The organism is Ornithinimicrobium faecis (assembly GCF_023923225.1).
Lineage (GTDB): Bacteria > Actinomycetota > Actinomycetes > Actinomycetales > Dermatophilaceae > Ornithinicoccus > Ornithinicoccus faecis.
The window spans coordinates 2,140,425-2,154,104 of the sequence record NZ_CP099489.1 but is presented as its reverse complement, the minus strand read 5'-3'; the positions used below and the strand labels follow the sequence as shown (position 1 = coordinate 2,154,104).

The window sequence follows — 13,680 nt, the reverse complement described above, 5'->3', positions numbered from 1 at the left end:
TTCACCCAGGGCGTCGGCGAGATGGTCAGCCAGTTCGGTCGCCGCGTGAAGGACGCGCTCGGAGCTTTCGTCGTCCCAGAGGAACCAGAAAACGTCGGCGAACCGGTCCTGGTAAGTGCCCCAACCCGCTCTCGCCGTCCCCCACGTGGGCATGGAGGCCATATGCCAGGAACGAGAGGATCGTCTCCGGGGTGTCTCCGTGGCCGTGTCGGTCCGAATTCCCATCGCCTCCAGCCATAGGAGTCCCTCATCGAGGCCCTGCGGCCAGACTGACCGGAGGATCTGAGTCACGGTTTTGGCTACCTGCCGAGGGGCTGGCTTCATGCTGCGAGCCTAGAGGCGTTCGGATGGGACCTGCACGAAACGCACTGTCATGCCGCGAGGTGGCACATGATTAGCGGCCGAAGCGCTTCTGTGCGGCCTGCTTCGTGACGCCGAGCGCGAGACCGATACTCAACCAGGAGTCACCGGCTTCGCGCGCCGCACGAACGGCGTCGTGCAGTTCGCGCTCGGCCTGAGACACTCCTTCCTTCGCCGCGATAATCCGGCGGAAGTGAACGGCGTCGCGAGCTTGGACCGTTACTGGGTCGAGGTCGTCCAGCACCTTCTCGATATCGTTCATGTTCGTTGTTGCCATGCAGATCACCTCACTTCAGGAGCTCGTAGAACTTCGGTCGCAGTCGGTCGGCATGGATGATCCGGTCTGCATCATGGGCTGGCATGGCTACCAACTCCAACCAGTTGCCAGCCCTGTCCGGCCCGATCACGACGAGCCGCTCCTCGCCATACTGCTCAATCTCCACGAGTCGCACCGCGTTTCTCAACGCGTGCAGAATGTCGGACTCGGCGATCCCATGCCTGAACGCTGAGTCCGTCAACCGCACACTTCAACACTAGACGGCCACAAACCCGTCGTCAACCTAAGGTTGACCAGTAGGTAGGTCCATGCGACCAGAAGCATCCGCACATGCCGCGGACCGTGTGAGGGATGGTGTCGAAGGTCGGGCTCGAACCCACCCGACTCAACTGTCGGCTGGACCGAGTGACGATGAGATGCCCTCAGTCGGTGGATAACACCTCCAGCGGCGGTTCAGTCTCACAGTGTTCCAAGACATCATTCATGATCTCTGCCTCCTGTCCGACGGGTAGCCCGTCGGCGAAGAAGTTGAGCTCACCACGAGCCCGGTAGTTCGCGATAAACGTGGAGAGCGTCGGCGGCTCGGCCACGGGATGCCCCCGTTCACGCATGCACGCCACCGGATGCTCCAGCACCCAGCCGTAGTAGATCTCCAGCTCGTCGTCGGTCAGTGCCTCGGCATGCCGGGAGTCCACCGGGTACTGAGCCATGCAGACATACATTGCGCGGTCGTAGGCTGCCATCTGGTCCGAGGAGGCGAACTCCATGCCGACGTCGCCATGCTCCCCGACCGTCACCGGGAACCCGACCTCGGTCAGGCACTCGAACATGACATCCGACCACTCCGCCTGGCTGATCACCCGGATCGGATCCACCTCGGGCGGATCCTCGATCCCGGCCATCGCGGCGAACTGTTCCAGTGTGTCCTCATGGGACGAGGCCCCGTCACCCCCGCCGTCGTCGGCAGCCTCCACGAGCCCGTCGATCTCCTGCGGAACCTGCGGCCGTGGGGGGCTTGTTGACTCTGCGCCGCTTGTCTGCGCGATGGCACCTTCACCACCTGGGCCCGAGCAACCGGCCACAACAACGGCCAGGCAAACCAAGACCCACTTTCTACCTACTCGGTGGATCCCCACGAACGGCCCCCTCAAGGCAATCGGTCCCGCCAGCATAGACAGACGCAGATCAGTGAACCGGGAGGAATCACGGCAATGGCAGCACACCGCTGCGAACGCACCCAAGGAACCGCACGCTCATGCCGCGTGCAGGCAGCACATTGTTGGAGATCGGGGTGTCGCTCGCCCTGTGGTGAGGTCACCCCTCCCAGGCCTTCGGAGGGTCCTGCCCCAGCGCCATGCGGGGAGGCTCGATCGTCAACCTGGGCGACGCGCCTGCTCGACATCGCGGAGCAGGGCGGCGCTCACATCCTCCCACCGGCCCTGCGGCTCGCGGGGCATGCCCGGCTCCAGGACCGAATGCCACCCGTCGCGCATCACCCCCCGGTGGTTGAGCAGGGCGGGCACAGACAGTGGTCGAGGAAAGCCGTTGCGCCACATGGGCTTGTAGCTGGCGACATTGCCAATGTTGGCCTGCCAGACCAGCAACTCCCAGCCGAGGACGTCGAAGGCGTGGTCGACCGCGAGGGTCACTGCGGCGGTCATGATGCCCCGCCCCCGGAATCGTGGATGAGTGACGTAACCGACGTCGCCCGAGGCGTGCTCCCCCTCGCCACCGCCGGATCGCAGGTCGATCGTGCCCGCATACTGCCCGTCCGCCTCGATCGCCCAGGAGATCTGCTCAGCGGACGGCTCGATGATCTGCTCGAGGTAGTCCCGCGCCATGTCCTCGGTGTACCCCGTCGGCACGGTCGTCCACCGGACCGACTCGGGGTCCAGGCACCGCTCCAGCACCGGTCGCAGGTCCGCCATCGTGTGCGGGCGCAGCGTCACCACGCCGCCGGCGAGGACGGGTGTCTGGAGCGGTTCAGGCATGGGCGAAAGCATAGACATACCGACCACGGAGGCTAGGTTTGGGTGCCCGGGCCTCTACTAGCGTTGTTACCGGTTCCGCGCCAAGATCTTTCCGGACTCCCTTCCATGAGCGCCTCGTCGAGCAGGCTGCCGACGTGGGACGACGCGCGGTTACATGTTCCGGATGAACGGCAACCAGGCGGTGGAAGAGCCATAGCGAATCCGAAAACCGTGCTCCCACGCCTCGGGTGACAAGCGTCCGGTTTTGCCGCGATCCGCTCGCGCCGATAATGCGGACGCCAGATCGCCGAGTGCTGGATGATGGCCCAATGTCCATGGAGCCGCGACCTTCCTACGTCCCGAACGAGCTGCTTGGCCGGCTAGTCGGCTTCCGCCTCTTCTCCGTGCAATTCGTTATGGACTACGTCCAATTGCGGTTCGACGGCCCAACGGCAGACATGCCGGTCCTCAACTGTGACGTGATGCCAAGTGTGGAACACAACTCCGGCACGCTTGTGGACGGGCAGATCGGCTACGCCGATGCGCTCCGAGCCCTGATTCCGGGCGTTGTGCGGCAGACCCGTGAAGAGACCCGACTCGGCCTGCGAATCGAGTTCGATGACGGGGCTGTCGTTGTACACCCTGACCGGCAGGACCTCGTCGGTCCCGAAATCGCTCTTCTCCAGGGGTTCCGTGACCGCGAGTGGATGTGCTGGCGGCCGGGAGAGGACTCTTTCGAAGACCTAGCCTGAACGCACTCATCTGCCGCGAGGTGGCACATGATTAGCGGCCGAAGCGCTTCTGTGCGGCCTGCTTCGTGACGCCGAGCGCGAGACCGATACTCAACCAGGAGTCACCGGCTTCGCGCGCCGCACGAACGGCGTCGTGCAGTTCGCGCTCGGCCTGAGACACTCCTTCCTTCGCCGCGATAATCCGGCGGAAGTGAACGGCGTCGCGAGCTTGGACCGTTACTGGGTCGAGGTCGTCCAGCACCTTCTCGATATCGTTCATGTTCGTTGTTGCCATGCAGATCACCTCACTTCAGGAGCTCGTAGAACTTCGGTCGCAGTCGGTCGGCATGGATGATCCGGTCTGCATCATGGGCTGGCATGGCTACCAACTCCAACCAGTTGCCAGCCCTGTCCGGCCCGATCACGACGAGCCGCTCCTCGCCATACTGCTCAATCTCCACGAGTCGCACCGCGTTTCTCAACGCGTGCAGAATGTCGGACTCGGCGATCCCATGCCTGAACGCTGAGTCCGTCAACCGCACACTTCAACACTAGACGGCCACAAACCCGTCGTCAACCTAAGGTTGACCAGTAGGTAGGTCCATGCGACCAGAAGCATCCGCACATGCCGCAGGTCGCGCTTGACGGCACTATCCAAACCCCGGCGCTCCTTGCAACCGACGCGCTTCGGCTTCGCGAGGATCTGACACCTCTCGCAGGTCGACGGACAGCTGCACGCAGGGCGGCCCTGTCGGGTGGCCATCAGGCGTTCGGGCGTCGGTGTAGGCATACATCTCGATGCTGTGCCCTTCCAGTTGCCACCACCAGGTCCCTCCGCTGAGTGGTGTCGGTTCTGTGGTCTCTGTCGGTTCACCCAGGGCGTCGGCGAGATGGTCAGCCAGTTCGGTCGCCGCGTGAAGGACGCGCTCGGAGCTTTCGTCGTCCCAGAGGAACCAGAAAACGTCGGCGAACCGGTCCTGGTAAGTGCCCCAACCCGCTCTCGCCGTCCCCCACGTGGGCATGGAGGCCATATGCCAGGAACGAGAGGATCGTCTCCGGGGTGTCTCCGTGGCCGTGTCGGTCCGAATTCCCATCGCCTCCAGCCATAGGAGTCCCTCATCGAGGCCCTGCGGCCAGACTGACCGGAGGATCTGAGTCACGGTTTTGGCTACCTGCCGAGGGGCTGGCTTCATGCTGCGAGCCTAGAGGCGTTCGGATGGGACCTGCACGAAACGCACTGTCATGCCGCGTCCGGCTCGTGCCGAGGGTCGGTCGATGTGCGATCCGTCCAGCCGGGCCAAAGCTTGGGTCAGACTGACACCGTGCGACTGAAGCTTCCCGCGCTCCTGATGCTGGCCGGGCTCGTGATCATGGCGGCCGCGAGCGTGTGGGCACCCCCGCAGCCGGAACTGATCGTGACCGGCGCCTGCCAGATCGCCCAGTGCGGCACGTTGGAGGATCCGGCACGTTGGCGGGCGGCGTGGTGGCTGTGGTCGGTCGGCTTGATCGCCCTGATTACTGGGTCAACAACAGTGGTTCGCCCTCTCCCACGCCTGCGCCCGTTGTTTGTGGTGCTGGCAGTGCTCGCTCTCCCTATGTGGTTTCTCTTCACCGCCATCGTCGCCACCCTGGTTTCACTCTTCACCTCGGTCCACGGTGCGGCCACCGTGGCTGCCGTGTCCCTCCTGACGCCGGCACTGGCTCTGCTCGCTGCGATCGTCAAACGCCCTCGGAGCGGTCCGGACCGCTGATCTTGCGCTTGGCGACTGACGAGCCGGCCCCTGGTGGGTTCGACTTCGGGAAGAGCTCAATGAAGATCCCGGGGCGCCTTAGAAGCACTCTCTGCTGCCGCGGCGGGCGCGTGGGTCGTGGCCTTCTCCGTGGTGCACGGGCAGCGTCATGATGGCCTATGAGTGCATCCCGGTCCCAGCCTGTTCTCGTTCCCGTCGCGCTTGGTGATGACGGTGTCTTGCGTCGTGCGGTCGCGGCGCATCTGGCCCGGTACACCGGGCTGACTCGGAGCCACACCGACTCAGATCTGCGATGTTTCCTGATCTGGTGCGCGGACCGCGGCCTTGGCCCGTTGGCCGCTGGCCGGGTACATGTCGAGCTGTACGTGCGGTGGATGCAGGAGATTCGCCGGTACAGGCCGGCCACGATCTCCCGCCGACTGTCCGTGGTCGTGGGGTTCTACCGCACCTGTTTGATCGACGGGCTCCTGGAGATGTCCCCGGCCGAGCACGTCCGTCGCCCTCATGTCCCTCCCGAATCGCCCACACTGGGCCTGTCTCACCTGCAGTTCGAGGCGATGTTGCACGCTGCCCGGTCGAGCCCGAACATCAACGATTTCGCGCTGGTCACCATGCTCGGGCTCCTGGGCCTGCGGATCTTCGAGGCCTGCGGTGCGGACGTCGAGGACCTGCGCGAGGAGCACGGCCACCGGGTTCTGAAAGTCCGCGGGAAAGGCTCCCAAGTTGTGCTGACACCTCTGCCGCCGACCGTGCAACGGGCAATCGAACGAGCGGTGGATGGCCGAGACGCGGGTCCGGTCCTGCGCAATCGTCGGCAGGTGCGGATGGACCGGCACGCCGCCACGCGTCGCCTGCGGCATCTAGCGGAGGATGCGGGCATCAGCTTGCCTCGGATGCACCCGCACATGCTGCGCCACACCTTCGTTACCACCATGCTCGACGCGGGCGTGGACCTGCGCGACGTGCAGATCGCCGCCCGTCACGCCGACCCGCGCACCACGATGCGCTACGACCGGGCCCGTAAGAACCTGGACCGCCACCCCAACTACATCCTCGCCGCCTACATGGCCTCAGGCACCTGACCTTGCCTGACAGCGCAGCGAAAGAGCGACCCTCAAGCCGTTGAGCCTCGGTACTGTCCGCGGTACCATGGAGCGTGCCGTCCGTCGCGAAGATCCTGGACTCGATGAGAACCAACCCTCGCAACGTGCGGTACGAGGAACTTGCCAAGGTATGTGAGCACTACTTCGGTCCACCGCGGACACGCGGGGGTTCTCACGCGGTGTTCAAGACGCCCTGGCCCGGTGACCCGCGCGTAAATATCCAGAATGAGCACGGCAAGGCCAAGACCTAACAGGTCCGACAGGTGCTGACAGCAATCGACAAGAAGGAGGCACAGCGATGACCACGACCATCGACATCACCCACTACGGCTACCGCGTCACCTGGTCCGCCGAGGACCAGGAGTTCCTCGCTACCTGCCTCGAGCTGCCATCCCTGTCCTGGCTGGCCAGCACCCAGGAAGAGGCACTGGCCGGCCTGCGTGACCTCGTCCGCGAAGTCGTCGACGATCTCACCGCCACCGGCGAGCCCGTGCCCGTGCCCTTTGCGACCCGCAACTACTCAGGCAAATTCAACCTGCGCGTAGGAGAGTACCTACACCGCCAGCTAGCCGTGAACGCCGCCCAGGAACACCTCAGCCTGAACCAGTACCTCGTACGCCGCCTCTCAGACGCTTCCTAAACTGCCGCACTAAGGTCGAGTGCCCAACGTGCGTGTCTGCTCATTCGAGCAGGTGCAGGTACTTGCGCCGAGCCTTCATCGCGTGAATCACGAGTTGGTGCCCACTGTCGAAGGTCAGGATGGTGAGCTCGAGAAGTCGGCCGCTGCGGTCGAAGCCCAGCACGAACTGCTTGGCGGGCATGTCATCGTCTGGATCGCTGGCGTAGGCCCAGTGGTTGACCGCATACAGAACGTCGGGTTCGCTGATGCCGTGCTTGAGCGCTGAAGGGTTGACCTTCACGCGACGTAGGCACGCAGGGCCGCACGGATCAGCTCAGAGCGGGTTGTGTGATCACGTTCGGCACGCTTGTCCAGTGCCATGAGCAGGGTGTCGTCGAGACGGACCGGCACCACTCGAGCTGGGCCATCGCCCATTAGCTTACGGCCTCGCTTGCGCAGTTGATCGACGTCGTAGCCCTTCTCAGCCTCGTCGGCCCACTTCTGGATCATCTCGTCGGTGACCGGGACGCCCTCGATCTTCTCCATCTCTAAAGCGTAATACAGAATGGGGGGACCTGTCACCGTGCAGACGCGCATGCCGCGCTGAGCGCGCGCGCACGCTGCTGCCGCGAGTAGCTATGAACGCGGCGCGCCCGACTTCTCTGCGGCGCGCTCAGTCCTGACTCTGCGCGTGGGAGTGACGCCTCAGACCCAGTCGGTAACCGACCAAGCCAGTCAGCACCAGTAAGCCAACGAAGCTCATGCCTAGTCCCCAGATATGACCTGGCAGAAGGATCAGAAGGTTGGAGTCGACCGAATCGCCCAAGGGTTGGTAAGCGAACCAACCGAAGGAACTGGAGCCCTCGGCAGCATAAGTGACCACGCCAGCAAATATGAGCGCAGCGCCGACGAAGAAAAGCGCCTGTTGCCCAACGACACGAAGCGACACTCCAACATTATGTCGTGCCTATCCCCGGCTGGTTGCCATCCGCGCACGCGTACATCTGCCGCAGGTGGTTCGGGCCGAGTTGAGCCCAGCGAGTGGTGAGGTCTCCACCAGCTGACTCAATCCTGGGTAGTCTGCGCAGACTGTGAAACACATCTGCGCGATCAGGGGCTACGGCAACCATGTTTCGACTGCCTACTACGTGGACCCGGCCAGTGGTGGGGCAGGCGTTGATCGTGGCCATGTCTGGTAGGGGCACTGCGGCCGTCACTCTGGCTCTGCTCACGGCCCTTGGCCTCACCGCCTGCTCGCCCACCGCGACCGTCTCTCCCTCGCCCACATCAGTTGCAGACGTCACGACCGAAGCGGACAGGGCACGGCCAAACACTGCGGCAGCTAATGAGTCCGAAGATTCGGTGCCAGCAACGCAGGCGGCCCCACCGGCAGGTGCCGGGCGGTGCGAGGTACAGCTTCCTCAGACATGGCAAGACGCTTTGGGGGCACCCCGCGGGGCCGACCAAGACGACTTTGCGACGCTGTTGACCGTCCATGATGACGGTTCCAGGGCAGAGGCGCTCTATCTCGAAGCTGACGAGGGGGTGGTCCTCATATGGACCTCCGCCAACGGCGAACAGGTGAAGGTCATGGACCTCAGCGATACCCCTGGTCAGCAGGTCCTCGGCGCCTCATTCGACGGACGCTACCTGGCCTTCTCCGTCTATGAGAACGAAGAGTTGTTCTCCAGCCCCTGGACAGGGTTTGTCTGGGACAGCGCGGAGCGTGGCGAAGCAACACAGATTGCAGCCAGCCCCCGCGAGGACTACCCCGACGGAGCCCCGGGCGCTATGCCCTTGATGTACCCCCTGATGAACGATGGGAATGCCTACTGGGTGCAGTCCGATCCCACCGAGGAAGAGCGAGACTACCGCGCGCTCAAGAGTTACGACGTCGGCACGGGCCAGACCGAAACCTTAGCCCGAGGACCATTCGACAAACCCAAATTCTTCGGCGACTCCCTGCTGGTCGGATCCTGGCCCCACGACGGACAAGCGCACGTCCTCCAGGTCCCGATCGGAGCCGACGTGCCAGAGGTTCCGGCTGAGTTGCTTGATGCCCAGGGGCTCAGCGAGTTTGCCGCGGGCGGAGACTCTCTGGCGTGGGTGACCACCCAGTCAACCGTGCACCTCTACGACCCCAACAGGGGAGGCGTGGAGACGATCACCGGCCCTGGCACGGCCATGGCCGAACAGGTGTGGGAGGTCGGCACACTCACCCTCAACGACGACGTGCTCACCCTGTACGGCCAGGACTCGGAGTCCGAGTATCACCAGTACGTCTACGACTCTCGCAGTGAGAGCTTCACCAGCCATGCACCATTGGGATCGAGCGACTTCCACGCCTATCCCGGACACCTGGCGCTGCACCACACGGACGCGCAGGACAAACACCTTCAGGGCCGCGCTGTCGTCCGACCAATGGACGAGGTGCCGCCCCTACCGGACTGCGAGAAGAGCACCGACTGAGTCCCTTCCCGGGGGACGGTTGTCAAGCGTTGAGTGCTGACTCCCGGCATGGAGGCCCGACACTTGGCGTAGGAGCGTTCGGTGATTTCCCGCTGATGCAACCTTCCGGGACTGATTTCGCGTTCAATTCTTAACGGGTCTGCCCCCGACGCGGCAGGCTGGGGCTGTCAACGGTCGGCACAGGAGGTGACGTGGATCCACTCGAGGAGGAGTTCGTCGCCTTCGTGCGGGCGCGGCAACGTGCACTGGTGCGGGCAGCATACCTGGTCTGTGGCGACCACCAGATCGCCCAGGATCTAGTGCAGGAGGCGCTGACCAAGCTGGCCCATCACTGGGAGCGGGTCCGCACCGGCTCACCGGAGGGGTTCGTGCGCCGCATCGTCTATCGCGACGCGGTCTCGCGCTGGCGCAAGGTCGGACGCGAGTGGCCCCACGACATCCGTGATGACACGCTGACCGGCACCGGAGGCGAGGACCAGTGGACGGACCCGGTGGAGTCCTGGATCTCCGGGGCAGACATGCGCGACGCGCTGGCCCAGCTGCCGCCGCGGCAGCGGGCGGTGCTGGTGCTGCGCTACTACGAGGACCAGTCCGAGGTCCAGATCGCCGATGCCCTCGGGATCAGCCCGGGCACCGTCAAGAGCCAGGCGCACCGGGCACTGGTCACGCTGCGCGGGTTGCTGCCCGACCTGGCCACTGCTGCACCCGCTGAGGGAGATGAGCGCTGATGTCCGAGAACGAGATCCGCGACGCCATGGATCGTGCCGCCGAGAAGGTCCCCGACCCGGACCTGTCCCACACCGCCTGGTCTGCCGGACGATCCCGCAAACGTCGCACTTCTCGGGCATGGTGGGGAGCCGGTGGCGCGGTCGCCGCGGCCGCCCTCGTCGGCGCGATCGCCTGGAACGGCGGCGCGCTGTCCCTGCCTGACTCAGGGCCGGCAGGCACCGCCGGTGACGACACGGCACAGACCTCCGAGGCCGGGCCGACGTCCGGGACGGACGAGCCGGCCATAAGCGGGCAGCCGACCGTGCTGGCCTTCACCAGCGAGAAGGGCGAGATCGGGCACGCCGGCGGCCTCTTGGAGCCGTGGACCCCCGACGACGGGTCGACCACAACCTGGCACCTCACCGATGAACTCATGTGGATGGGAGGCCCCGAGCAGGCCGAGCAGCACGACCCTGGCATCACACTGACCCTCGAGGAGGGCACCTGGTCCGTCCGCGGCTGTGGTCTAGCGCTGCAGGCACCAGGGACGGTCACCGGAGGGCGGGTGGTGACCACTGGCGACTGGGACGTCGATCCCGACCCAGACCCGGCGGCAACCTGCGTGCCCAACCGGGCGTCCTGGCGGGACTCCGAATGGTGGGAGTCACTCCTGAGCGGATCACCGTTGGTCGCCCAGGACGGGACCACCTTGCTTTTGAGCGGCACTGTCGGCGAGGAGCCGGTCCTCGAGCCGGTCTCTGTCGGTTTCGCACGCTCTGACATCACGGACCCGCAGATCGGGGCAGCGCGGGCAGCGTCGTGGGAGGACCTCGCGCAGGACTGGGCTGAGGCCCCGCTTGAAGAGCTGGTTGCGCAGTTCCCGGATCGTGAGTTCGTCGACACCGAGCCCGACCCGGAGGCGGACCTGCGGCTCACCTCGCCGGGGGTTGGGGACCTCAGGATCGCCGGTGGCTGTGGTGGGGGGTTCACGCAGTCCTGGCTGCTGGACACCGGCGAGGCAGCGATCTTCCACGACCCCTTCGAGGCCGTCCTTGCCCTTGGCTGCGACGGGCCCGGGGTCCGCCAGGAGTCCCTGGTGACCGGGATGCTCAGGGATGGGGCGGAGATCAGCGTCCACGGTGACTACCTGGTCATCGACGGCTGGGTCGCCCCCACCGTCCTCGACCCGCAACCCATCGTTGAGGATCCGCGGCCCGAGATCCTGAGTCCAGCGATGCAGCTCATCGACCTCAAGCAGTTGACCCAGGCAGCCACCCTCCTGCCGGAGGTCCTCGAGCCCCCAACTGACGGCATACCGACCCTCACCGAGGACCCCACGGAATCCTTCATCGCGGCCGTCGTGTCCGAGGATGACGGCGCGCTCCTCGTCCTGGGGCCAGACCAGCAGTGGCGCACGGCCGCCACCGGCGTGGGCCGGGTGACTCCGAGACCCCACCTCTCTATCGGTGGGTCGCCACCCCTCCTGGACACCTCCATCTCTCCCACGGGTCACCAGCTCGCCTACCGCACCAACGAGGGCATCGTCATCGTCACAGCATCGACCGGTGAGGCAGCCCAGCACCAGGCCGGCGGGCAGTATCCCGACACTGTCCCCAATGACTTCTTCTGGCTCGACGACGACCGCCTCGCGGTCGACCTGCGCGAGGACCGCGCGATGATCATCGACACCTCAACCGGGCAGGTCACCCACGACGCCTCGTGGAGCCAACTCCGGGAGATCACCCCATGGCGCATCATCGTGCAGGCCGCCGAGGACGAGGAGTCCGGCGAGATCGAGCAGTCCGGCCCGGTCGTGCTGCAGCAGCTGGACGCGGCCGGCGACGTGGTCGAGGAAACCCCGCTGGGCTTCACCAGCCAGCCTGGCTACCAGTCAGCACTGGCCGAGGACCGCGTCGCGACCGTCATCACCACCCAGGACCAGACCGTGATCGAACCCGAAGGGTGGCAGGGCGAAGTGCCGGAGTCCGTGAGCTTGGTGCTCGCCAAGGACGGCACGCTGAACAATCTCAGTGTCCTGCAGGCCGACGCTGACACCGTGACACCAGTGCGCTGGGTCGACCGCGGCACCCTCATCGTGAGGGTCGCTGACGACGGACTCACCCACTACGTCCTGTGGGACACCCAGAACGGTGGTCTCACGCTCCTCACCGAAGCCGACGCGACCCAATTCCGAGCCGGCCCCGTGTTCGCTCAATCAAACCAATAAAGCCAGCAACCGCGCGTTCAAGGTCCCTATGCCCCTCTCAACGTGGACCAAAGAAGGCCTGCGCCCTGGCGGATGAGGGTCCCCGAATCGGTCCGTCGGCGGCGAGCGACGACGAAACAGCTGGCGGTCAAGTCACACGAGCCCGCACCAGAGCCCACCCGAGAGCCGATCGATCAACTTACCGCTTCCCGGCGTTCGGGAAGCGGGACATCCCCGGTGCGATCAGTAGCGAGGTTTCCCGGGGAGCACCCCGAGATCCCAGTCGCTGGCGACGGAGCGGAATGCGGCACCGTCAATGTTCCAGTCACCAATGCTCTTCGGGTCATTCGCACCTGGCGTGAGGCCGCCGTCGGCTCGGCGGTCCCACCAAGCCCAGCAGGCGCCGTATCCGGTTTTGGAGATGAACTGGATGCCGAGCGGGCGAGATCCATCGAAGAGCGTTTGGCCACGGACATGCTCGGCAAGAAGCGTCGTCACTGCTCGGTCCTCGCCGCTGGTTCCACTGAGGGTGAGCATGGGAACTCCCGCTTGCCTCAAGGGCTCGGCGAGATCCAGTCCAAGGCGGTTGAGTGTTTCCTTGCGATCGATTTGCACCCACCACCCATCAGAGGGCATAGCTACGCGGTGCAGGCAGCGGCTCATCTGCCAGTCGACACCGATGGCCCATGGTCGCTCACGGCCATTGGCCGAAGCATCATCGCCAACCTTGGTGATGTACTCCTCCGCAGTCATGCCGATAGAGTCCGCGTCGGCCTGCAGTGCCACCCGCGCGGCACGGAAATCCTGCAGAACCTCGGCGAACGCAGTCATCGCCTGGTCGCCGAAGTAGACAGTTCGCCCGATCGTGTCGAAACGGCCACGACGGTCGGGAACATCCTCTGGCATCGGGCCAACGTGCCGATTTGCGCGTACCGCGAGGATGCCGCCAGAGCGGGTGTAGCGCTCCTGCGCCACACGCCAGCCGTCCTGACCGCGCGCCGGCACGAGATAGAACCCGGTTCGAGGACAGACACGGGAGCGTGCCGCGGTGCTCACGCAGCCGGGGACCCGTCGATGAAGGCCAGAGCGGCCCCGACAACCTCGGCACTCTTGAGGTCGCGCACCGCAGTGACTGGCGTTGCCTCCCCGAGGCGCGGATTAGATCCGACGAGCCAGGCGAGGGCAACGTCAGGCCCTTCTTCCTGTGACAGGAGGTGCCACACGCGGTAGCCCAACCGGAGCTGGTTCACCGTCTTCAAACGCGGCTCGGGCCCATCGGGTCGCGCCCACCTGGCGGGCTGACCACGATCCTTCGTGCCAGTCATTGCTTGCACAACCGTGGTTCCAACGCTCTCGTTCAGAATGCGCACCAGATCATGGACGTCCATCCTGGTGGCATCGGCGTGCGTGGCCACTACATCGGATCTCATGAGCCAATTCTACCCATTAAGCCACGCAAAAGCCATCATTAATCCGCGCAACCGTC

At 65.1% G+C, this 13,680-nt stretch carries 17 protein-coding genes; 7 read left to right on the top strand and 10 right to left on the bottom strand.

Annotation, left to right across the window (positions count from 1 at the left end):
• Positions 1 to 394 precede the first annotated feature (394 nt).
• The 4 genes from NF556_RS09965 to NF556_RS09950 form a co-directional block, all read right to left on the bottom strand.
• The gene (locus tag NF556_RS09965) at positions 395 to 637 is read right to left on the bottom strand and encodes a hypothetical protein (protein ID WP_252595473.1); all 243 of its coding nucleotides are present in this window, start codon (positions 635 to 637) and stop codon (positions 395 to 397) included.
• Between the two features lie 10 nt (positions 638 to 647).
• Positions 648 to 803, bottom strand: a complete 156-nt coding sequence (locus NF556_RS09960; RefSeq protein WP_252595472.1) for a hypothetical protein — start codon at positions 801 to 803, stop codon at positions 648 to 650.
• A gap of 256 nt (positions 804 to 1,059) precedes the next feature.
• Positions 1,060 to 1,611: a hypothetical protein gene (locus NF556_RS09955; RefSeq protein WP_252595475.1), complete on the bottom strand. Its 552-nt coding sequence runs from the start codon at positions 1,609 to 1,611 to the stop codon at positions 1,060 to 1,062.
• A gap of 399 nt (positions 1,612 to 2,010) precedes the next feature.
• The gene (locus NF556_RS09950) at positions 2,011 to 2,628 is read right to left on the bottom strand and encodes a GNAT family N-acetyltransferase (RefSeq protein ID WP_158068675.1); all 618 of its coding nucleotides are present in this window, start codon (positions 2,626 to 2,628) and stop codon (positions 2,011 to 2,013) included.
• Positions 2,629 to 2,936: 308 nt separating this feature from the next.
• Between NF556_RS09950 and NF556_RS09945 the strand changes: the two genes are divergently transcribed.
• A complete protein-coding gene (locus NF556_RS09945) occupies positions 2,937 to 3,359 on the top strand; it encodes a hypothetical protein (RefSeq protein ID WP_252595474.1) in 423 nt (140 codons plus the stop codon).
• A gap of 31 nt (positions 3,360 to 3,390) precedes the next feature.
• Here NF556_RS09945 and NF556_RS09940 read toward each other — a convergent pair whose 3' ends face one another.
• On the bottom strand, positions 3,391 to 3,633 hold the full coding sequence (locus NF556_RS09940) for a hypothetical protein (RefSeq protein WP_252595473.1): 243 nt from the start codon (positions 3,631 to 3,633) through the stop codon (positions 3,391 to 3,393).
• Between the two features lie 10 nt (positions 3,634 to 3,643).
• The gene (locus NF556_RS09935) at positions 3,644 to 3,799 is read right to left on the bottom strand and encodes a hypothetical protein (protein ID WP_252595472.1); all 156 of its coding nucleotides are present in this window, start codon (positions 3,797 to 3,799) and stop codon (positions 3,644 to 3,646) included.
• 861 nt (positions 3,800 to 4,660) lie between these two features.
• Between NF556_RS09935 and NF556_RS09930 the strand changes: the two genes are divergently transcribed.
• The 3 genes from NF556_RS09930 to NF556_RS09920 all read left to right on the top strand — a co-directional run bounded on the left by NF556_RS09930 (position 4,661) and on the right by NF556_RS09920 (position 6,832).
• Positions 4,661 to 5,089, top strand: a complete 429-nt coding sequence (locus NF556_RS09930; protein ID WP_252595471.1) for a hypothetical protein — start codon at positions 4,661 to 4,663, stop codon at positions 5,087 to 5,089.
• Between the two features lie 218 nt (positions 5,090 to 5,307).
• Positions 5,308 to 6,171, top strand: coding sequence for a tyrosine-type recombinase/integrase (locus NF556_RS09925; protein WP_252595470.1), 864 nt, complete (start codon positions 5,308 to 5,310; stop codon positions 6,169 to 6,171).
• Between the two features lie 319 nt (positions 6,172 to 6,490).
• Positions 6,491 to 6,832, top strand: a complete 342-nt coding sequence (locus NF556_RS09920) for a type II toxin-antitoxin system HicB family antitoxin (protein WP_252595469.1) — start codon at positions 6,491 to 6,493, stop codon at positions 6,830 to 6,832.
• Between the two features lie 40 nt (positions 6,833 to 6,872).
• Here NF556_RS09920 and NF556_RS09915 read toward each other — a convergent pair whose 3' ends face one another.
• Both NF556_RS09915 and NF556_RS09910 read right to left on the bottom strand, forming a co-directional pair.
• Positions 6,873 to 7,112, bottom strand: a complete 240-nt coding sequence (locus NF556_RS09915) for a toxin (protein ID WP_252595468.1) — start codon at positions 7,110 to 7,112, stop codon at positions 6,873 to 6,875.
• Positions 7,109 to 7,357: a ribbon-helix-helix domain-containing protein gene (locus NF556_RS09910; RefSeq protein ID WP_252595467.1), complete on the bottom strand. Its 249-nt coding sequence runs from the start codon at positions 7,355 to 7,357 to the stop codon at positions 7,109 to 7,111. The genes NF556_RS09915 and NF556_RS09910 overlap by 4 nt, the downstream gene beginning before the upstream one ends.
• 816 nt (positions 7,358 to 8,173) lie before the next feature.
• Here NF556_RS09910 and NF556_RS09905 point away from each other — a divergent pair.
• From NF556_RS09905 to NF556_RS09895, 3 genes are all read left to right on the top strand, one after another.
• Positions 8,174 to 9,280, top strand: a complete 1,107-nt coding sequence (locus tag NF556_RS09905; RefSeq protein ID WP_252595466.1) for a hypothetical protein — start codon at positions 8,174 to 8,176, stop codon at positions 9,278 to 9,280.
• 191 nt (positions 9,281 to 9,471) lie between these two features.
• Positions 9,472 to 10,008, top strand: coding sequence for a SigE family RNA polymerase sigma factor (locus tag NF556_RS09900; RefSeq protein ID WP_252595465.1), 537 nt, complete (start codon positions 9,472 to 9,474; stop codon positions 10,006 to 10,008).
• Positions 10,008 to 12,215, top strand: a complete 2,208-nt coding sequence (locus NF556_RS09895) for a hypothetical protein (protein ID WP_252595464.1) — start codon at positions 10,008 to 10,010, stop codon at positions 12,213 to 12,215. The genes NF556_RS09900 and NF556_RS09895 overlap by 1 nt, the downstream gene beginning before the upstream one ends.
• 222 nt (positions 12,216 to 12,437) lie before the next feature.
• Here the strand turns inward: NF556_RS09895 and NF556_RS09890 are convergent, their stop codons facing one another.
• Entirely contained in the window at positions 12,438 to 13,100 is a 663-nt protein-coding gene (locus tag NF556_RS09890) for a hypothetical protein (RefSeq protein ID WP_252595463.1), read from the bottom strand.
• Positions 13,101 to 13,246: 146 nt separating this feature from the next.
• Positions 13,247 to 13,624, bottom strand: a complete 378-nt coding sequence (locus NF556_RS09885) for a hypothetical protein (protein ID WP_252595462.1) — start codon at positions 13,622 to 13,624, stop codon at positions 13,247 to 13,249.
• Positions 13,625 to 13,680: the final 56 nt, after the last annotated feature.